The following is a 19124-nucleotide window of genomic DNA, read 5'->3' on the forward strand; positions in this document are numbered from 1 at the left end:
AAATTCGGGCTTTCATCCGTGCGTTCCGTCCTCAGCCCGGCAGTTTGAAGTCGGCGACCGAACGACGCAGGTCCGCCGCCAGTTGCGCCAGGTGGCCGATCGAATCGGCGGTCTGCTTGGCGCCGAGCGAAGTCTGCGAGGTGATCTGGCGGATCACGCCCATCGTCTCGGTGATGTCCGAGGCCGCGGCCGACTGCTGCTGGGCCGCACCGGAGATGTTCTTGATGAGGTCGTTGAGATCGCTGGACACGCGCTCGATCTCGCCCAGCGCGGTGCCCGCGTCCTCGGCCAGGCGCGCGCCGGACACCACTTCGGCGGTGGTCTGTTCCATCGAACTGACCGCCTCGTTGGTGTCGGCCTGAATCGCCTGCACCAGCGACTCGATGCGGCGGGTCGCGCCGGAGGTGCGTTCGGCCAGCCGTTGCACTTCGTCGGCCACGACCGCGAAACCGCGGCCCGCCTCGCCCGCCGAAGCGGCCTGCACCGCGGCGTTCAAGGCCAGGATGTTGGTCTGTTCGGAAATGTCGTTGATCAGTTCCACCACCGATCCGATTTCCTGCGAGGACTCGCCCAGGCGCTTGATGCGCTTGGAGGTTTCCTGGATCTGGTCGCGAATCTGGTCCATGCCGCGGATGGTCTCGCGGACCACGCCGGCGCCCTCGGTCGCGATCTGCACCGAGCGCTGCGCCACGTCCGCCGATTCGGTGGAGTTGCGCGACACCTGGTCGATGCTGACCGCGATTTCGTTGATGCGCTCGGAGGCGTTGGTGATCTGGTCGGCCTGGTGGCCGGCCGCTTCGGCCAGTTGCAGCGCGGTGGCCTGGGTTTCCTGGGTCGAGGCGGCCACCTGCACCGAAGTGTCGTTGATGGTGGTCACCAGGTTGCGCAGTTCGTCCACCGCGTAGTTGATGGCGTCCGCGATGGCGCCGGTCATGTCCTCGGTCACCGAGGCCTTGACCGTCAGATCGCCTTCACCCAGCGAGCTGATTTCGTCCAGCAACCGCATGATCGCCTGCTGGTTGCGGCTGTTGAATTCGACCTGGGTCTGGTAGCGCGTTTCCTGTTCGCGCTGGCGATTGCGGTACAGGCTGAAAAGGAAGCCGCCGATCGAGACCAGCAGCAGGAAGCCGGCACCCACCGAAATCCAGAAGTTCGGGAACAGGCGGGTATCGCGCACGGAACCGAACGCGGTGAACGCCTCGAACAACCGGGTGCTGTCCTCCAGCATCTTGCCGGCGCCATTGGTCAGCGCCGCGGCCGAGGACTGCGCGCCGAACAGGTTGCGCGAACTGCCGAGGATCGCGTCCAGATCCTTCTTCATGTTGTTCCACAGCGCCTGCGACTGGTCCAGCGCGGACAACGCGCCTGCGTTGCGGACCGCGGCGATGCCCAGGTCGGCGTTGCCGTTGCGCAGGCCTTCCAGCACCTGGCCGAACAGCACCGCGTCGCGGCCGAGCGCGTCGCCGGCCATCGAGGCGCCGGCGCCGCCGGCGCGGATTTCGGTCACGCGACGGGCCATCGTGCCGGCCAGCACGACCTGTTGCAGCGCGCTGTAGATCTGCGAGGACGGCGCCCCGCCGGCCGACATCGCGCGCACCACCTCGTTCAACTGCGCCTGCAACTGCGGCACCTGGCCGGCGAAGCGATCGGCGTTGCCGGACAGGGCCAGCACCGCTGCCTCGCTGGCGATGATCTGGTCGGCGCTCTTGTCCAGCGGCGCCCAGGTCGTCTTCAGCTGGGTCAGCGGTCCGACGATGGCGCCTTCCTTGCCGAACCGGCCTTCCAGTTCGGTGACCGTGGTGTCGATGCGTTCCTTGGTGGTCCGGAATGCCTTGAACGCATCGGCGTTGCCGGCCACTGCCTCGCGGCCGTAGTTGGCCAGCTGTTGCGACAGTACGCGCATGTCCGATGCGCCGGTGCTGGCGCCGGACAACCGGCTGCCCTGCCAGGTGGCGACGCCCGTGTTGGCGCCGAACAGCAATACCGCAATCACCAGCAGGACCAGCCAGGACGTGCTGCCCAGGCCGCCCAGCTTGCTGGTGTTGGGGGAATCCGCCGCAGTGCTCATTTCCAAACCCCTGGCTGTTTCTAGTTGTCGTCCGCGTCAGAGCGCGGCTTGTCGGAACTCCGGTGTGCGCGCCAGCAACGACAGCGCGAACACCCCCCAATCGTGCTCGTCGCCGTGATACGCACGGTCGACGAAATATCCGTAACGCCCCTCGGCCAGGCTCCCCGGCTCGGTCCGCTGGGTTTCATTGAAACTGCGTTGTCCGTACAGCTCGTCGATGGTCAGGGCGACATCCCCGCCCGGCTGGCGCATCACCAGCACCCGCTGCCCCTCGTGCAGCACGGTGCGCTCGCCTTCCAGGAACTGCTTGAGATCGACAACGGGAAACAGGTTGCCGCGCAGGTTGCCGATGCCCAGCAGCCAGGGTTGCGCGCCCGGCACCTGCGTCATCGGCGGCAGCGGCACGATTTCCACCACTTCGGCGAAGTTGGACACCAGCCGGCGCTGGCCGACCCGGTAGCCGACCCCGCGCCATTGGTCGGGCGCCTGCTCGACGGCAGGCAGCACGACCGCATGCGCCAGGCTGCGGCGCTCGTATTCTGCGAGGATATCGAACGGCGTACGACTCATGTCCCGCTCCCAGTGCGCGGTGTGGCAGTCGGCGTCACGGCACTCAAGTGCTGACGTGCGCGCGGATCGCGCCGAGGAGTTCCTCGCGCGTGAACGGCTTGGTCAGGTACTGCTCGGATCCGACGATCCGGCCGCGGGCCTTGTCGAACAGGCCATCCTTGGAGGACAGCATGATCACCGGGGTGCTCTTGAACACCTGGTTGTTCTTGATGAGCGCACAGGTCTGATAACCGTCCAGCCGCGGCATCATGATGTCGACGAAGATGATCTGCGGCTGCTGGTCGGCGATCTTGGCCAGGGCCTCGAAGCCGTCCGTCGCGGTCACCACCTCGCAACCTTCTCGTTTTAATAGGGTCTCCGCGGTGCGGCGGATGGTTTTCGAGTCATCGATAACCATGACCCGGAGGCCATTGAGTTCCCCGGCCCGGTCAGCGTTCTGCGTCATTACTGGAATCCCCGTGCGCGCGACGCTTCATTGACCAACCGGCGTCGCTGCGATGCCCCTATATTCCAGCCCCGGGGCGGACTGTCAAGTTGAGCCTCGGGAAAGGCCCCAGCTGAACACGGCGATGCGAACTCCGTCTCACTTGGCCTCGCAGGCTTCCCGGCGGGCCCGACGGGCGCGGCCTGCTACCATCGCGGCACTTTCCGCACCGGTCCGCCACCTCCCCGCCATGCCGTTCGATGTCATCGTCGTCATGGACCCCATCGGGTCCATCAAGATTGCCAAGGACACCACCTTCGCCATGCTGCTGGAAGCCCAGCGCCGCGGCCATCGGCTCCACTACGTGGTCCCGGGCGGGCTGTCGCTGCGCGGCGGCGAGGCCTGGGCGCGCACCGCCCCGCTGGCGGTGAAGGACGACAAGGCCGGCTGGTTCACCCTCGGCGAACCGGTCGACCAGCGCTTCGGCCCCGGCCAGGTGGTGCTGATGCGCAAGGACCCCCCGGTGGACGGCGAGTACCTGTACGACACCCACATCCTGTCGGTGGCCCAGGCCGCCGGTGCCCTGCTGGTCAATGATCCTCAGGGCCTACGCGATTTCAACGAGAAGCTGGCCGCGCTGCTGTTCCCGCAGTGCTGCCCGCCCACCCTGGTCAGTCGCGACCCGGCCGCACTCAAGGCCTTCGTCCACGAGCATGGCGAAGCCGTGCTCAAGCCGCTGGACGGGATGGGCGGGCGCTCGATCTTCCGGGTCCGCGCCGGCGATCCCAACACCAACGTGATCCTGGAAACCCTGGTCGGCCCCGGCCACCTGGCCCTGGCCCAGCGCTTCATTCCCGGCATCAAGGACGGCGACAAGCGGGTCCTGCTGGTCGATGGCGAGCCGGTGGACTACGCACTGGCGCGAATCCCGCAAGGCGACGAATTCCGCGGCAACCTCGCTGCCGGCGGCCGCGGCGAAGGCCGCCCGCTGAGCGAGCGCGACCGCTGGATCGCCGGTCAGGTCGGCCCTGAAATGAAGCGCCGCGGCATGCTGTTCGTCGGCCTGGACGTGATCGGCGACTACCTGACCGAGGTCAACGTCACCAGCCCGACGTGCGTGCGCGAGCTCGATGCCCAGTTCGGGCTGAACATCGCCGGGCAGTTGTTCGACGTCATCGAGCGCAAGCTGGCCGGCTGACATGAACGCGGTTGCCGTTGCCCCGCCCCGCGTCGGCGAGAACGAACGCCTGGGCGCGACCCTGGCGCTGTCGCTGATCCTGCACGGCATGCTGGTGCTGGGCGTGGGCTTCAGCCTGGACGAGGCGGCGCCGGTGGTGCCCACCCTGGACGTGGTGCTCAGCCAGACCCAGACCCCGCTGACCCCGAAGGAAGCCGACTTCCTGGCCGCCGCCAACCAGCAGGGCGGCGGCGACCACGACAAGGCCAGGCGTCCGCGCGACAGCCAGGCCGGCTGGGTGCCGCAGCAGGAGACCGGGCTGGCGCCGCAGCCGTTGCGCGCGCAATCGCCGGCGCCCGCACCGCCGCCGGAGGCGCGCGTCATCACCACCCGCGACAGCGCGCAGCGGGTGCCGCCGGCCGAATCGACGCCACCGATCGAACGCCCCGACCTGCCGCGGGGCGAGCGCAAGATCCAGCACGACGCCGAGATGGCGCGGCTGGCCGCCGAAATCCACCTGCGCTCGGAGCTGTACGCCAAGCGGCCCAAGCGCAAGTTCGTCTCCGCCAGCACCCGCGAGTACGCCTATGCCAACTACCTGCGTGCCTGGGTCGATCGCGCCGAACGCGTGGGCAATCTCAACTATCCGGACGAGGCGCGCCGCAAGCGGCTGGCCGGGCAGCTGGTGATCAGCGTGGCGGTACGTCGCGACGGCTCGATCGAGCAAACCCGCATCATCCAGTCCAGCGGCATCCCGCTGCTCGACTCCACCGCGCTGCGCATCGTCCGCCTCGCCGAACCCTTCCCGCCGCTGCCGGAAACCGACGAGCACATCGACATCCTGCACGTCACCCGCACCTGGAATTTCCTGCCCGGCGGTGAAGTACGGGACGAGTAGTCGCCAGCCGCCGATGCCCGCCGCCGCCTCAGCGTGCGTCCGGAAGCGCTGATCTGCGGCAACCCGCTGCATCCAGCCAACAATGGATCAACCCGGGAAGGCGCGCGACACGCGTGTGGCCCAGATGAATTGCACCGCGAGCGCAAGCACCACCAGCGACACGGGCACGACGATTCTGGAAATGGGAACGAGTCCGAACCATTCCAGCCCCAGATACCAGCGATAGGCATACAGGGGCAGCATCAGGAATCCGACCCCGCAGATCAGGACTTCGGGATCCGTGCGCATCCCCAGCAAGGACGCCAGTCCGTTGTCCGGGGCGCCAAACATCCTGTTCGCCAGAAGCATCCTGCCGGCCAGCCCGGATCTCTCCGATGTCCCGATCTTTTCTTCATACCATTTGAACCGGATTACCAGGTTCATCCAGATCATGAGCGAAGTGAAAACAAGGCAGGTTTGGCCAATTCCTCCCAGCATCAACACCGTTGCCGGCGCCAATCCTTCATCCAGGAGCGTCCTGGCAGCGGATTCGCTTCGTGTTCCAGATCCGGTGAGTGGTGCAACGTCGCGTAGATGTCGAATGCCGCTCCACCGAGGATGAAGGCCGCACCAGCCAGCAGGGGAATGGTCACGCGGCCTCTTTTCCATGCCCGGCGGAATCCAAACGCCAGGACAGCACAGATTCCCAGTCCGATCAGGCAGCCAGCAACCATTGGAAGCCGTAACCCCGGCAGAACGTCGAACAGACATAGGGCCAGGATCAGCGCAGTGAAACCAGCTCCTCGGTAAAACATCCGATACACATTCATTCATCACCTGAACGGAAGTATCCCCAGCCATGCAGAATGCATGGCTGGGGCAGTCATCGACATGAAGTCGGATCCACTTATTCGGGAGGTTCCTCCCCCTTCCGCAATCCGCCGGTCGTGGCGCATCCGGAAAGCAATGCAATTCCGATCGCCACCAGTACCGGGGCGAATCCGCCTCCAACCGCCGCCGTTTCGCTCTCTGAAAGTTCGCGCATTTCCTTACTCCTAAAGACGACGCCCCCCCTGCGTCCGGGACAGGAAAATCCAGATATCTTTCCACCGGGCATTTCCTGCGCCCCCTTTCTCATACGCGACCTTCAGCCCGGTCAATTAACATTGGGCGATTCCTTGCACTAGTTCACCGTGTGAGTCTTGAATCCATCAATGCGCAACACTCGAACAGATGCATTCGTCCCGATTCGTTCGCAAGATCATTCACCTGGAACAGCGGACAGCCGTTGGCGAACAATTCTCGCAAACGCAACTTGCAATGTGAGAGTCAATGTTAGTTGCAGCGATGCGAATGCGCGCACTACGCTCGTTGCTCCTTCACTGCTGGAATGACGACATGAAACTCACATCACGCATCCGTATCGCCCGCCAGAATGCCGGGCTGTCGCAACAGGAATTGTCCGAGCGAATCGGCGTTACCCGCGGCGCGGTCGCCAACTGGGAGTCCGACTCCGAGGTCACGCCCACGGTCGAACACATGATCCGGTTGGCGATACTCACCGGCGTGAGCTTCGAATGGCTGGCGACGGGGCGCGGCGCGGGGAACGACGATCAGGAATCTCCGCATCTGGTCGCCGCCCCGGAAGAATTCGCCCGTGACAGTGACGAACGCTCCCTGCTGCAGTTGTTCCGCGAGGCACCGAAGCAGCAGCGTCCGCTGATCCTGGACGTCGTCGAGGTCCATGCGCGCAAGCGCCGCGCATGAAGCGGGACATCCCGTCCGCGCCATCGCGCGGGCGGGATGTGGGACGGCCGCGCCTGCCTACTTGGATGCCCGCAAGGCTTCCTGCTCGGCCAGCGTCAGCGCGACGTTGTCGCGCAGGTAGGCGGGCTCCACCCGCTCCGGCGCGACGGTTTCGCCACGCGCATAAGCCAGCGATGCCAACTGCGCCAGATCGGACGCATGCGGCAGCACCTGCGGATCCACGCTGGCCAGCCAGGGCTGGAGGCGTGCCTGCAGCGCGCCTTCGAGCGCGGCGAAGCCGGTGCCGGCGCCATGCCAGCGGCCGTCCTCGTCGGGCAGCACGACCGCGTCCGGCGCGGACACGGTCTCTTCCGACAGCGCCACCAGATCCGCGCCATCGCGCATGAAGGCACCGGCATACACCTCGCCCATGCGCGCGTCGATGGCGGCTAGAATGCGTTGCTTCGCCCCGACCGGCTCGGTGGCATACGGCAGCACCAGCGACGCCGCCACCACCTTGAGGGTGGAGATCGGAACGATCGGCCGGTCCAGCGCCATCGCGATGCCCTGCGCCAAAGCGATCGCCAGGCGCACGCCGGTGAACGCGCCGGGCCCGCGGCTGATCGCGATGGCATCCAGTTCGGTCCGCGCCACCCCGGCGTCCGCCAGCAGTGCATCGGCCCAGGGCAACGCCAGTTCGGCATGCCTGCGGGGCGCGATCTCGAAGCGCTCGCGCACTTCGCCGTCCAGATACAGGGCCACCGAACAGGCTTCGGTGGCGGTCTCGAATGCAAGCAGCTTCATGACAGATCCATTTCCCTCTGGCCCGCCGATTCTGGCGCAAAGAACGCCTGCACGTCTTCCACCCGTCGGGTGCGCGCGAACGGCGGCAGCGAATCCAGGAACACCCGGCCATAGGACTTGCCGAGCAGGCGCGGATCGCACAGCACCAGCACGCCGCGATCGGTCTCGCTGCGGATCAGCCGGCCCACGCCCTGCTTGAGCGCGATCACCGCCTGCGGCAGCTGTTCGTCGCGGAACGGATTGCCGCCATGCCGGCGGATGGCGTCCAGGCGCGCTTCGAATACCGGATCATCCGGTGCCGCGAACGGAAGCTTGTCGACCACCACCACCGACAGCGCATCGCCGGCCACGTCGACGCCTTCGCGGAAGCTGGCCGCGCCCAGCAGCACGCCGTTGCCGGATTCGCGGAACCGTTGCAGCAGCAGCGCGCGCGGCGCTTCGCCCTGCACGAACAGCGGCCACGGACCGCCGCGCAGCAGTTCCGCCGCCTCGCGCAGCGCGCGATGCGAGGCGAACAGCAGGAACGCGCGCCCCTGCGAGGCATGCAGCACCGGCTTGACCGCTTCGATCACCGCCCGGCCGAAATCACGCGAGCCAGGATCCGGCAGGCTGCCGGGCAGGTAGCACAGCGCCTGCCGCGGCCAGTCGAACGGACTGGGTTGCAGCAGGGTGGGCGGATCTTCCAGGCCCAGGCGTTCGGCGTAGTGGTCGAAGCGACCGCCCACCGCCAGCGTGGCCGAGGTGAACACCCACGCCGCACGCGACTGTTCGCGGTGCTGGCGCAGCGGCGCGGACACGTCCAGCGGCGTGCGTTGGCAGCGGAAACCACGCTGGGTGAGTTCGTACCAGAACACGTCGCCGGCGGCGTCATGCGCGTGTTCGTCGTCGTCGAATCCGGGGATCGCCTCGCTCTCGCCTTCGCCCAGCCAGCGCGAAAGCCGCGTGGACAATTCGCGCGCGCGGGCGGCGCAGGCATCCAGACCGATGGACGCCTCGGCCATGCCGACCACGCACTGGAAAAGCTCGGCCAGCGCTTCGACCACGTGATCGAAACCCTCGCTCACCTCGATCTTGCCCAGCGCGCGTTCGCGGGTACCGCGTACCGGCAACCCCTCCATCGCCAGGCGCAAGTCGCGCAGCGCCAGTTCCAGCCGCTGCACCGGCGCCTGCAACGCGGCCAGCGCGCCGGGCACGTCCTTGCACTCGCTGAGGCAATCGCGCGCCAGTTCCTGCAGCGGACGCATGCCGAAACCTTCGCCGAAGAAATTGGCCGCCAGTTCGGGCAACTGGTGCGCCTCGTCGATCACGAAGGCCTGCGCGCCCGGCAGGATTTCGCCGAAGCCTTCCTGCTTGAGTGCCAGGTCCGCCAGCAGCAGGTGATGGTTGACCACCACCAGATCGGCCGCCTGCGCGCGCTGGCGCGCCTGCACCACGAAGCAGTCCTCCCAGAACGGGCAATCCGATCCCAGGCAGTTGTCCACCGTGGAGGTGACCATCGGCAGCAGCGGCGAGTCGTCGGGCAGCGTCGCCAGTTCGGCCATGTCGCCGAAGTGGGTGCGTCCGCCCCAGGCGACGATGCGTTGGAACTGGTCGACCTGTTCGCGCGAGGTGAAGCGCGGCTCGCCCTTGGCCTGTTCCAGCCGGTAGCGGCACAGGTAGTTGGCGCGGCCCTTCAGCAGCGCGCTCTTCAACCCGATGCCCAGCGCGTCGCGCACGCGCGGCAAATCGCGGTGATAGAGCTGGTCCTGCAGTGCGCGGGTGCCGGTGGACACGATCGTCTTCAGCCCGGACAGCAGCGCCGGCACCAGATAGGCGAAGGTCTTGCCGGTGCCGGTGCCGGCCTCGGCGATCAGCACATCGCGCTGATCGAAGGCATCGGCAATGGCCCGGGTGAGGCGCAATTGCGCCTCGCGGGGAACGAAAGCATCGAGACGGCTGGCCATGGCGCCGCCCTCGCTGAGGGCTTCGCAACTGGCTTGGGCAAGCTGGGACATCCTTACATTCTATTGATGCCGGGCACCGTGCAGGCATCGAATTGCTGGCCGGCCTCGCCGATGGCGCGATCCAGCGCCGCGAGCTTCGCCGCCTGTTCGTCCAGTTGCGCCTGGTTGGGACGCTTCAGCGGCGCGGCCACCTGCTCGCGACGGCGTTCGCGGACCTGGCGGACGGTTTCCCAGTGCCGGCGGCACAGCGGGCCGACCGCCGAACCGAGCGCGGTGGCGCGCGCGGCGAACTGCTCGGCGCGATCGAATTCGCCCTGCGCCAGCGCGACCTCGGCGCGCTCCTGCAACACCGCCGGGTCGTCGGCGACGATGCCCAGCGCCTTGTCCAGCGCGGCGGCGGCGGCGGCGGCATCGCCCGCGGCCAGTGCCTTGCCGGCGGTATCGCGCAGATCCTCGACCTCCGGATCGCGCAGCGGTTGCACGTTCAGTTCGCGCTCGTCGCCGCCCTGCGCGGCCTTGTGGACCGCACCCAGCATCTGCGCGGGCGTGCGCAGCGCGACGGCGGGCGCCTCGGGCTCGGGCGGCGTGGTGACGCAGGCGGCCAGCGATACCGTGGCAATGGCAAGGATGGCGGTGCGCGGAAACGACTTCATCTTCATGGCGGTGATGCGGGCGGGGGAGTGTCTTCGGCGGGCGGGGCTTCTTCAGGCTTGCGATCCAGGCCGAACCAGCTGCGCCAGCCGCCGCTCTCTTCTTCCGGCGCCACCGGCGCCTCGATGACACAGGCGCTGTAGGCGGGCGCGAAGCCGGCCACGAACGGCAACTGGCGGGCACCGGGACAGCCGGGATCGGTGGTGTTGGAACCCATCACCCACTGCCAGTCCAGACCCTTTCCGGACACGTTCAGCGGTGCGCTGGGCAGTCGCGCGAACAGGTTGGACCACACCCGCATGCCGCCGGTGGCGCCCTGCAGGCCGGTCTGTTCGTTCTTGTCGTTGCCCATCCAGACCACCGCGAGGTGATCGCCGGTGTAACCGGCATACCAGCTGTCGCGGCCATCGTTGCTGGTGCCGGTCTTGCCGGCCGACTGCAAGCGACCCAGACCGTCGCCAAGCAGTCGCCGGCCAGTACCGTTGCTGACCACTTCCTGCAGCGCCACGCTGATCAGGTTGGCGGCGATGGAATCGCCCTCCTGCGCGGGCGCGGGCGTCTTGTCGTAGCGCTTGAGCAGCTTGCCGTTGGGATCCAGCACGCCGCGCACCGCGTGCAACGGCTGGATTTCGCCACCGGACGCGAGGAACTGGTACAGCTGCGCGATCGCATACGGACTCTGGTCGGTCGAACCCAGGATCAACGCGGGATTGGCGTCGGCCTTGATCCCGGCCAGCACGCGCAGCAGCTCGGCCAGCCGTTCCGGATCGACCTTCATGCCGATGCGCACGGTGGCCTGGTTGTACGAGCGCGCGAGCGCGTCGATCAGGCGCACGGTGCCATGGCTGCGATTGTCCGCGTTGCCCGGCGTCCAGCGCCGATTCTTGCCCAGTTGCACCGTCACCGGCGAATCGTCGACCCAGCTGGCCAGCGAATAGCTGTCCGGCTGCGCCAGCGCCAGCAGGTATACGAACGGCTTGAGCAGCGAGCCGACCGGACGCTGCGCTTCCACCGCGCGGTTGAAGCCCGGCTGCGACACGTCGCGGCTGCCGACCACCGCCACCACATCGCCGTCGTGCACGTCGGTCACCACCACGCCCGCCTGCAACGGCGGCCGGCGCTTGTTCTCCAGTGCCTTGATGGTGCGGGTGACCGCGCCTTCGGCATAGGCCTGCGCGGACGGCGACATGCCGGTCAGCACGGTCAGGCCGGCGCCCTGCAGCGCGCTTTCCGGATAATCACGCGCCAGTTGCCGGCGGACCAGATCCACGTAGGCCGGGAAACGGTTGGCGGCGGCCATGCCCGGGGTCTGGGTGACGCCCAGCGGCGCGGCCAGCGCGCGCTTGTATTCCTTTTCGTCGATGAGCTTCGTTTCCAGCAGCTTGCCCAGCACGAAGTCGCGACGTCCCTTCGCCCGCTCCGGATTGCGACGCGGATCGTAATGGGAAGGCCCCTTCACCATGCCGATCAGCAGCGCGACCTGCTCGGTGGTCAGCGAATTGAGGTCGCGGCCGAACCAGAATTCCGAGCCTGCGGCAACGCCGTGGATCGCCTGGCTGCCGCGCTGGCCGAGATAGACCTGGTTGAAGTACGCCTCCAGGATCGTGCTCTTGTCGTAGCGCGCTTCCAGGATCAGCGCGAACAGGATTTCGTTGAACTTGCGCGAGGGCGTGACTTCCTTGCCGATGCCGAGCAGGCCGCTGCGCGCGAGCTGCTGGGTCAGGGTGCTGGCACCCTGGCGGGTCTCGCCTCCGGAACGCAGGGTCACCCAGATGGCGCGCACGATGCCGCTGAGATCGATGCCGTGGTGATCCTTGAAGTCGCGGTCCTCGACCGCCTGCAGGCCGGTCACCAGCAGCAGCGGAACCTCCTTCAGCCGGACCAGCCGGCGCTCTTCCTGCTTCTGGCCGTACAGGGTCGCGATGCGGGCGGGATCCAGTCGCGCCACCTTCAGGTTCTGCCGGCGATCGGGATCGCGCACCCCGGCGACCCGGCCGCCGGACAGGCTCACCTGGACCCGGCGTGGCGCCACCTGTCCGTCCACGTCGATGAAGCCGCGGCTGGAAATGGTGAAGCGCCCGCCTTCACGGGCGTAGGTGCCGGGCAGCTTGCCGGTGCCGTCATCGCGGTAGGAGGCGGCGGCCAGTTCGGTGTTCAGCGTCTGGGCATCCATCGCCACCCCGGGCGCCAGCGCGAGCGGGCGCGCGTAGACGCGCGTGGGGACCTGCCAGCGCAGCTCCCCGAACCGCTGGGTGACCTGGTGGTTCAGGTACAACGTATACGGAATCAGGAATCCCAGCCCCAGGCCCAGGGCTGCCAGGCCCCAGGTGATCAGTCGCTGGCGCCAGGCCGGGCGGCCCTCGGTGTCGTCCTCGTCGTACTCGTAATCGTCTTCGTCGTCGTAGTCGGTATGGGCCACGGGGATGCGACAATGGGAATTCCGGGCAGTCTACCCCAGTCCTGGCAACGGCCAGGATCCGGATCGCCCGCAATTCAGTATCCGCCCAGCTAACCGTGCTCCCACTGATAGGTTTCCATTGGCACCGGCTGCTTTCCAGGCTGCACCGCGTGCGCGTTGCCCTGGCGTCCAGGGGCATGGGCCATTTGTTGGACAGGCTGCGGGCCGGCCAGGTATCGGATCCGCCGACGCCCCCTTCCCCCGTCGCGCCGCGCCGTCTGGCGATCCCCGACCACGACCCGCGAAATCGTTTGCTGGTCATCGACGGAAGTCTGCCGCGACCGGATCGCGATTCGGGTTCCGTCCGCATGTTGGCGATTCTGCGCCTGATGAGGGAGGCCGGCCTGGACGTCGACTTCCTGCCGGAGGACGGGCGGGAAGAAGGCACGGATGCCGATGCGTTGCGGGCATTGGGCGTGCGGGTCCTCGGCCGAAGCTGGTCCTCCATGCCGGCGAGCCGGTTGCTGCGTTCCGCACCCCATGCCGGTGTGCTGGCATGCCGCTATCACCTGGCCCGCTACTGGTTCCCGCTCCTGCGGCAACACGCATCCACGACCCGACGCATCCTGGATACCGTGGATCTGCATTTCCTGCGCGAAGGACGCGAAGCCGAGCTGATGAACAAGGCCGCGCTCGCGCGTGCGGCGCGCGCGACCCGTCGACAGGAACTCGAGCAGATCGCCCGGGCGGACACGACCTGGGTGGTCAGCGAAGTGGAACGCGACCTGCTGGCCGAACTCGTGCCCGGCGCGACGATCGAAATCGTGTCCAACATTCACGCACCGCGCGCGACAATCCCGCATTTCGCGCAGCGCCACGGCGTGTTGTTCGTGGGCGGCGGCAGGCATCCGCCGAACGCCGATGCAGTGCGCTGGCTGGTCTCCGGGATCCTGCCGCGACTGGGCGAAGGGAAAAGGCAGGCGATCGATGTCCACCTGGTGGGAGCTGGGCTGCAGGAAGCATTGGGCGGCCTCAGCCTTCCCGCGAACGTGCAGGTGCATGGCCACGTCCCCGATCTGTCCCCCTTGCTGGAGCGCTGTCGCGTGGGTGTGGCGCCGTTGCGCTTCGGGGCCGGGGTCAAGGGAAAAATCAACCAGTACATGTCCCACGGACTCCCCACGGTGGCAACGTCCCTCGCAGCCGAAGCGATGCACCTGACCGATGGCCAGGATGTACTGCTGGCGGATGACGAATCCGGTTTCGCCGCCGCGATTGAACGGCTCCATGCGGAAGGGGATCTGTGGCAGCGACTGTCCGGGCACGGCCTGGCCAACATTCGGCGCCATTTTTCCGAGGAAGCGATGCTGCCTGCCATCCTGCGCACCTTCCCGCCGGCATCGACCTCCATCCGCTGACGCCGATCAAACTCGCCGCGCAATGAAAGAACCGACCACATGCGATTTCTGCTGATCGCCTACGAATTCCCGCCGAGTCCTTCGCCACAATCGCTGCGCTGGGCTTACCTGGTGCGCGAACTGATCGCGCTCGGGCATCAGGTCAAGGTCCTGACCATCCACCTGGGCGGAGAAACCCCGGGTCTGCCGCATCTTCCTTCCACGCTGGAAACGCATCGGACTTTCGCCGGGCCTGTACGAGGCCTGCTTGCCTATTTGCGGGACCGCCGGCAGGCGCAGGCCTCTTCAGTGACGCCGGATGCCGGTTCTCCCACGCCATCTTCCTCTCCCCTGCGCCCGCCCCGCAGTTGGAAGCAATCGCTGTCGGAGACCGCGCAGGGGCTCGCGGCGCGCTTCGTGTTCCCGGATGTGCGCGGTGAATGGTTTCCCTGGGCCAGGCGCGCCCTCACCCGATGCCTGGACGAGTTCAAGCCCGACATCGTGATCAGTTCGCATGAGCCGGCGACGTCGCTGGAACTGGGATTGCTGGCCAAGGCGAAGGGCTTCCCCTGGATCGCTGATCTTGGAGATCCCGTGCTGGCGCCCTACACACCCGCGCGCTGGCGTGACCGCGCACTTCGTGTGGAAGGTGAGACCTGCAGGAAAGCCGATCACCTGATCGTCACGAACGCCGGAGCCGCAGCACTGTTGGCGGAGCGCCATGGACACAGGAACGACATCAGCATCATCTCCCAGGGCTTCGCGCCGGAGCCTCCGGCCGCTTCCGCGAATGTCCTGTTCGATCCGGTGCGGCTGGAATTGCTGTACACCGGCAGCTTCTACCATTTCCGCAAGCCGGACGATCTGGTGGCCGCCATCGCCGCCCATCCGGCGGCCAGGCTCAACATCGCTTCCGTCACCGTACCCGAGTCGCTGCTTCGCGCCGCCGAATCCATGCCGGACCAGATTCGCCTGCTGGGATTCCTTCCCCATCGGCATATCCTGCAGTTGCAGCGCTCGGCCGACGTGCTGATCAACATCGCCAACGACGATCCCTCCCAGGTTCCGGGCAAGCTCTACGAGTATCTGGGGTCGGGTCGTCCAATCCTGCACGTGACGCGCCAGCACGACATCAGTTCGGAGTTGATCGCCACGTCGAGACGCGGCTGGGTGAGCGACGGTTCCCTGGCTTCATTGCAGGGCTGGCTCGACCGGGCCAGCCTGCTGAAGGAGACGGCCAGCCTGGACGAGGGTTTGGAACTCGATCTGGAATCCGTCGCCCAATACAGCTGGCCCGCGCTCACCCGCAGGCTGGAAGCGATCGCGAATCAGGTGCTGCAGGCGCCGCAGCGCTAGCGCTGTGCCTGCCGCGCCAGCCTGACCCGCTCGGCGAAATCGGACAAGCCGGGTGCGCGTGGCTCGATCCCGCGCGCCTCCTCCAGCGCCTGCGCCGCGAAGGCGACATCGCCCGCGCCCAGGCGCTCGTCGCCGACCGCAATCCATTTCTGCGCCATCCGCCGGCGCGCCTCCGCCAGGGCGGGATCGCCTGGACGGATCGTCTGCCACGCGGACAGGCAGGACTGCGCACGTCGCACCCGGTTGCCGCGCCACTCCTGTTCGAAGCACTGCTGCGCCGCCGCCAGCACGCGGGAGGCGGCACGGCGGACGCGCACGTCGTCGGGAGCCAGCGCCTGCGCCGCGCGCAACCTGTCGTAGGCGCTTTCGCCCGGTGGCGTCATCCAGTCCCCGCGAGCCTCGGCCTGGGCCATGCCCGCCAGCAGGCTTTCCACCCGGCGCTGCCGTTCGCGCGGCGGCAGCGATGGCGGCAGGCTGGCCCGGGAGGCGCGGGCGCGCGCCAGGTACTGCACGGCCTCGCCTACCGCCGGCGATTGCGGCGACAGCTCGCGCGCCTGCGCCAGCGCCGACTCGGCCTCGCTGAAGCGGTAATCGCCCGCCTGGCGCCGTGCCGATTCGGCATAGGCGGCGGCGAGCCGTTCGATGCCCTGTCGCGCGCGCGCGTCGTCGCCCGCGGCGGACTGCACCGCCCGGTAACCCTCTGTCGCCTTTGCCAGTCGCCCACGGCGCAGATCCGTATCGGCACGGCGCAGACGCTCGTCGATCGCGCGCGCCAGCGAAGCCTGCGCCGCCGGCAGATCCACGTGGCCGCCGTCGTAGCCGCGCACCTGGGTGATCAGCCGGCCGGCCGCTTCCAGATCGCCGCGCGCCATCACCGTGCCGGCCTGTTGCAGCAGGTCGCTGAGGATGTCTTCGCGGGCCTCGAGTGCTTCGATGCGGTTGGGTTGCAGCGCCAGTACGCGCTGCAACAACGGCAGCGCCGCCGCGGGGTCGCCGTCGAGATGGCCGGCCGCCTGCGCCTCCAGCGCCTGTTTGAGCAGCGACTCGATGCCGGCGTCGGCGGCCTCGCGCTTGCGCAGTTGTTCGGCCACCCCGGCGGCTTCCGCGCGGGGCACCTGCAATTCGTTGGCCAGCGCGAGCGCGGTGTGCGCGGCGGCGAAGTCCCCGCGCGCGGTCGCCTGGCGGGCCTGTTCCAGCGCAGTCCGCGCCACACGAGCCAGGCCGTCGCGGGCCTCGCTGCGGTCGCTGTCCAATGCCTGCGCGGCCTCGTAGTACTGGCGGGCGCCGGTGCCGTCGGGCGCGGTCAGCCGGCCCGAAGCGAGCGCGGCCTGGCCGTTGTCCAGCAATTGCTGGATTCGGGTGTCGGGCCAGAACAGGTTCGCCAGCGGTTGCCGGAACACCGCCAGCAGGGTCAGCAGCAGCACCACCGCCAGCGCGCCCCATCGCCAGGTCCGTCGTGCCCGCCACAAGGGCGGCGCGCTGCGCGGAGGCGCGTCGTCGCCGCGGAAACGCAAATGTTCCCAGTCGGCGATCGGTTCGATCCGGCCGTCCTGGCGGGGTTGCTCGGGGCTGTGCTCGGGCATCACCGGCCCAGCATAACCATTCAGGCTGAACGTCGCGCTTCCTCCACCCCCGGCAGCGCATCGAGTTTCCCGAGCAGGGTGGACAGCTGACCGAAATCGGCGACCTTCAAGCGCAGGCGCAACTGCACCCGGCCACCGGCGCCGGCCTGGTCGCTGTTGATGCCCAGCACGTGGGCGTCCTCCTGCGCGATCAGCGTGGTGATGTCCTTGAGCAGCCATTTGCGGTCGATGGCCCGCACCTGCACGTCCACTTCGTAACCGCCACCGGTCTGGCCCCACTCCACCGGCAGCACCCGCTGCGGGTTGGAGGCGGCCAGGCGCTGGAACGCGGCACAGTCGGTCCGGTGCACGCTGACGCCGCGGCCGCGGGTCAGGTAACCGCTGATCGCCTCTCCCGGCACCGGCTGGCAGCAGCGCGCCAGTTGCACCAGCAGGTTGCCGACGCCTTCCACCGTGAACTGCGATCTGGACGGCGGCGACGGCTTGCGTCCGCCCGGCTTCCGCAGCGGCAGGCCCTGCGGAGCGGCCGATTGCGCGGCCGCGCGCTGTTCCTCGTGCAGCGCGCGTACCACCTGGTTGGGGCCGACGTCGCCCAGGGCGATCTGGATGTGCAGTTCCTCGACGTTCTCGGCATGGAACTTCTTCGCCACACCGGACAGGTCGGCGTGGTGCAGGCCCAGCCGCTTGAGTTCCTTCTCCAGCAATTCACGCCCGGCCTGCAGGTTGCGCGCGCGATCGAGCTTGTGGAACCAGGCGCGCACCTTGTCGCGGGATCGACCCGAGGCGAGGAAGCCGTTGGCCGGCAGCAACCAATCGCGGCGCGGCTCACCGGTCTTGGAGGTCATGATCTCGACCCGGTCACCGCTGCGCAGGGCATGGTTCAGCGGCACGATGCGGCCGTTGACCTTGGCGCCGCGGGTGCGGTGGCCGACCATCGTGTGCACGTGGTAGGCGAAGTCCAGCACGGTGCCGCCGTGCGGCAGGTCGATGACCTCGCCCTTGGGAGTCAGCACGTAGACCCGATCCTCGACCAGTTCCGAGTCCAGGTCGCCGGCCAGTCCGCCGCCTTCACCGCCTTCCTGCGACTGATCCAGCAGCCGGCGCATCCAGGCGATCTTGCGATCGAAGGCGCGGTCGCCGCCGCCTTCCTTGTAGCGCCAGTGCGCGGCCACGCCGAGTTCGGCCTGCGCGTGCATCTCGTGCGTGCGGATCTGCACTTCCAGTGTGCGGCCTTCCGGGCCGACCACGGCGGTATGCAGGGAGCGGTAGTCGTTGGCCTTGGGCCGGGCGATGTAGTCGTCGAACTCGCTTGGCACCGGCGTCCACAGCGCGTGCACGATGCCCAGCGCGGCGTAGCAGGCGCCGACGTCCTCCACGGTCACCCGCACCGCGCGCAGGTCATAAAGCTCGTCAAAGGAGACCTGCTTGCGCTGCATCTTCCGCCAGATGCTGTAGATGTGCTTGGGCCGTCCGCTGATCTCGGCGACGATGCCGTGCTCGGCCAGCGCCTGGCGCAAGGTCGACTTGACCGATTCGATGTAGCGCTCGCGGCCGGCGCGCTTGTCATCCAGCTGCGCGGCGATCTGCCGGTAGGTATCCGGCTCCAGGTAGCGGAAGGCCAGATCCTCAAGTTCCCACTTCAGCTGCCAGATGCCCAGCCGGTTGGCCAACGGTGCATGGATGTCGCGGGTCAGCCGCGCCAGCGCGCGCCGCTGCGTGTCGTCCAGCAGGCCCGCGTTGCGCATCCGCGCCAGTTGCCGCGCCAGCAGTATCGGCACCACCCGCAGGTCGCGCACGATTGCCAACAGCAACCGGCGCAGGCCTTCGTTGTTGGCGCCACGATGCTGTTCCGCGTGCAGCGCCCAGACCTGCGCGGCCGCCTGCTGTCCTTCCAGCAGGTCGACGATGCCCGTGGGCGCGGCCTTGCGTGGTCCGGATGCCTCCGGGATCGGCGGGAGCGCGAACAGCCAGGCCGCGGCGATCACTTCACCGTCGGCGGACAATGCGGCCAGCGTCTCCAGCGTGTCGACCAGCACCGGCAGCGGATCCTGCAATGGCAGCTCCGGCCCGGGCGAGGTTTCGATGCGTGTCCGGATGGCCTGGCGCGAATCCGCCGGAAGCATCGCGGCCGAG

16 protein-coding genes are annotated in these 19124 nt (G+C 67.9%); 5 read left to right on the forward strand and 11 right to left on the reverse strand.

Annotated elements, in window-relative coordinates:
• Nucleotides 1-31: 31 nt before the first annotated feature.
• From FHW78_RS06095 to pilG, 3 genes are read right to left on the reverse strand one after another with little or no spacing between them, the layout of a single operon-like run.
• Nucleotides 32-2068, reverse strand: a complete 2037-nt coding sequence (locus FHW78_RS06095) for a methyl-accepting chemotaxis protein (protein ID WP_183638877.1) — start codon at nt 2066-2068, stop codon at nt 32-34.
• A 36-nt stretch (nt 2069-2104) separates the two neighbouring features.
• The gene (locus FHW78_RS06100; RefSeq protein WP_141455769.1) at nt 2105-2638 is read right to left on the reverse strand and encodes a chemotaxis protein CheW; all 534 of its coding nucleotides are present in this window, start codon (nt 2636-2638) and stop codon (nt 2105-2107) included.
• Nucleotides 2639-2681: 43 nt separating this feature from the next.
• Nucleotides 2682-3083, reverse strand: a complete 402-nt coding sequence (gene pilG, locus FHW78_RS06105; protein WP_141455768.1) for a twitching motility response regulator PilG — start codon at nt 3081-3083, stop codon at nt 2682-2684.
• Nucleotides 3084-3312: 229 nt separating this feature from the next.
• Here pilG and gshB point away from each other — a divergent pair, with 229 nt between their 5' ends.
• Both gshB and FHW78_RS06115 read left to right on the forward strand, forming a co-directional pair.
• Nucleotides 3313-4260 carry a glutathione synthase gene (gene gshB, locus FHW78_RS06110; protein ID WP_183638879.1) on the forward strand — a complete coding sequence of 316 codons (948 nt, stop codon included), beginning with the start codon at nt 3313-3315 and terminating at the stop codon, nt 4258-4260.
• Between the two features lies 1 nt (nt 4261).
• A complete protein-coding gene (locus FHW78_RS06115) occupies nt 4262-5137 on the forward strand; it encodes a TonB family protein (RefSeq protein ID WP_183638881.1) in 876 nt (291 codons plus the stop codon).
• 87 nt (nt 5138-5224) lie between these two features.
• Here FHW78_RS06115 and FHW78_RS06120 read toward each other — a convergent pair whose 3' ends face one another.
• Both FHW78_RS06120 and FHW78_RS06125 read right to left on the reverse strand, forming a co-directional pair.
• Nucleotides 5225-5560, reverse strand: a complete 336-nt coding sequence (locus FHW78_RS06120; RefSeq protein WP_183638883.1) for a hypothetical protein — start codon at nt 5558-5560, stop codon at nt 5225-5227.
• A 53-nt stretch (nt 5561-5613) separates the two neighbouring features.
• On the reverse strand, nt 5614-5769 hold the full coding sequence (locus FHW78_RS06125; RefSeq protein ID WP_183638885.1) for a hypothetical protein: 156 nt from the start codon (nt 5767-5769) through the stop codon (nt 5614-5616).
• Between the two features lie 745 nt (nt 5770-6514).
• Between FHW78_RS06125 and FHW78_RS06130 the strand changes: the two genes are divergently transcribed.
• Nucleotides 6515-6883, forward strand: coding sequence for a helix-turn-helix transcriptional regulator (locus FHW78_RS06130; protein WP_183638888.1), 369 nt, complete (start codon nt 6515-6517; stop codon nt 6881-6883).
• Between the two features lie 57 nt (nt 6884-6940).
• Here FHW78_RS06130 and tsaB read toward each other — a convergent pair whose 3' ends face one another.
• From tsaB to mrcB, 4 genes are read right to left on the reverse strand one after another with little or no spacing between them, the layout of a single operon-like run.
• Complete coding sequence (gene tsaB, locus FHW78_RS06135) at nt 6941-7666, reverse strand: tRNA (adenosine(37)-N6)-threonylcarbamoyltransferase complex dimerization subunit type 1 TsaB (protein WP_183638890.1); 726 nt, start codon at nt 7664-7666, stop codon at nt 6941-6943.
• Complete coding sequence (locus tag FHW78_RS06140; RefSeq protein WP_183638892.1) at nt 7663-9660, reverse strand: ATP-dependent DNA helicase; 1998 nt, start codon at nt 9658-9660, stop codon at nt 7663-7665. The genes tsaB and FHW78_RS06140 overlap by 4 nt, the downstream gene beginning before the upstream one ends.
• Before the next feature lie 2 nt (nt 9661-9662).
• A complete protein-coding gene (locus tag FHW78_RS06145; RefSeq protein ID WP_183638894.1) occupies nt 9663-10268 on the reverse strand; it encodes a tetratricopeptide repeat protein in 606 nt (201 codons plus the stop codon).
• Nucleotides 10265-12685 (reverse strand): penicillin-binding protein 1B, encoded by a 2421-nt coding sequence (gene mrcB / locus FHW78_RS06150; RefSeq protein WP_183641175.1) that lies wholly within the window; start codon nt 12683-12685, stop codon nt 10265-10267. The genes FHW78_RS06145 and mrcB overlap by 4 nt, the downstream gene beginning before the upstream one ends.
• Before the next feature lie 143 nt (nt 12686-12828).
• Here mrcB and FHW78_RS20150 point away from each other — a divergent pair, with 143 nt between their 5' ends.
• Nucleotides 12829-14073 carry a glycosyltransferase gene (locus FHW78_RS20150; protein WP_183638896.1) on the forward strand — a complete coding sequence of 415 codons (1245 nt, stop codon included), beginning with the start codon at nt 12829-12831 and terminating at the stop codon, nt 14071-14073.
• Nucleotides 14074-14184: 111 nt separating this feature from the next.
• Complete coding sequence (locus FHW78_RS06160; protein ID WP_183638898.1) at nt 14185-15408, forward strand: glycosyltransferase; 1224 nt, start codon at nt 14185-14187, stop codon at nt 15406-15408.
• Here the strand turns inward: FHW78_RS06160 and FHW78_RS06165 are convergent.
• Together FHW78_RS06165 and FHW78_RS06170 are read right to left on the reverse strand one after the other, a co-directional pair.
• On the reverse strand, nt 15405-16991 hold the full coding sequence (locus FHW78_RS06165) for a hypothetical protein (protein WP_255443148.1): 1587 nt from the start codon (nt 16989-16991) through the stop codon (nt 15405-15407). The two genes, FHW78_RS06160 and FHW78_RS06165, sit on opposite strands and share 4 nt — an antisense overlap.
• Before the next feature lie 20 nt (nt 16992-17011).
• Nucleotides 17012-19114: a bifunctional (p)ppGpp synthetase/guanosine-3',5'-bis(diphosphate) 3'-pyrophosphohydrolase gene (locus tag FHW78_RS06170; RefSeq protein ID WP_183641179.1), complete on the reverse strand. Its 2103-nt coding sequence runs from the start codon at nt 19112-19114 to the stop codon at nt 17012-17014.
• Between the last annotated feature and the right edge of the window lie 10 nt (nt 19115-19124).

Origin of the sequence: Pseudoxanthomonas sp. OG2 (genome assembly GCF_014192765.1) — a bacterium.
Taxonomy (GTDB): Bacteria; Pseudomonadota; Gammaproteobacteria; order Xanthomonadales; family Xanthomonadaceae; genus Pseudoxanthomonas_A; species Pseudoxanthomonas_A beigongshangi.

What these genes read in the sequence shown, in the direction of transcription:
- pilG (WP_141455768.1), bottom strand. Translation starts at nt 3,083, where the DNA reads ATGACGCAGAACGCTGACCGGGCCGGGGAACTCAATGGCCTCCGGGTC.
- FHW78_RS06165 (WP_255443148.1), bottom strand. Translation starts at nt 16,991, where the DNA reads ATGCCCGAGCACAGCCCCGAGCAACCCCGCCAGGACGGCCGGATCGAA.
- FHW78_RS06145 (WP_183638894.1), bottom strand. Translation starts at nt 10,268, where the DNA reads ATGAAGATGAAGTCGTTTCCGCGCACCGCCATCCTTGCCATTGCCACG.
- FHW78_RS06100 (WP_141455769.1), bottom strand. Translation starts at nt 2,638, where the DNA reads ATGAGTCGTACGCCGTTCGATATCCTCGCAGAATACGAGCGCCGCAGC.
- FHW78_RS06130 (WP_183638888.1), top strand. Translation starts at nt 6,515, where the DNA reads ATGAAACTCACATCACGCATCCGTATCGCCCGCCAGAATGCCGGGCTG.
- FHW78_RS06120 (WP_183638883.1), bottom strand. Translation starts at nt 5,560, where the DNA reads ATGAACCTGGTAATCCGGTTCAAATGGTATGAAGAAAAGATCGGGACA.
- FHW78_RS06115 (WP_183638881.1), top strand. Translation starts at nt 4,262, where the DNA reads ATGAACGCGGTTGCCGTTGCCCCGCCCCGCGTCGGCGAGAACGAACGC.
- FHW78_RS06140 (WP_183638892.1), bottom strand. Translation starts at nt 9,660, where the DNA reads ATGTCCCAGCTTGCCCAAGCCAGTTGCGAAGCCCTCAGCGAGGGCGGC.
- FHW78_RS06095 (WP_183638877.1), bottom strand. Translation starts at nt 2,068, where the DNA reads ATGAGCACTGCGGCGGATTCCCCCAACACCAGCAAGCTGGGCGGCCTG.
- tsaB (WP_183638890.1), bottom strand. Translation starts at nt 7,666, where the DNA reads ATGAAGCTGCTTGCATTCGAGACCGCCACCGAAGCCTGTTCGGTGGCC.
- FHW78_RS06170 (WP_183641179.1), bottom strand. Translation starts at nt 19,114, where the DNA reads ATGCTTCCGGCGGATTCGCGCCAGGCCATCCGGACACGCATCGAAACC.
- gshB (WP_183638879.1), top strand. Translation starts at nt 3,313, where the DNA reads ATGCCGTTCGATGTCATCGTCGTCATGGACCCCATCGGGTCCATCAAG.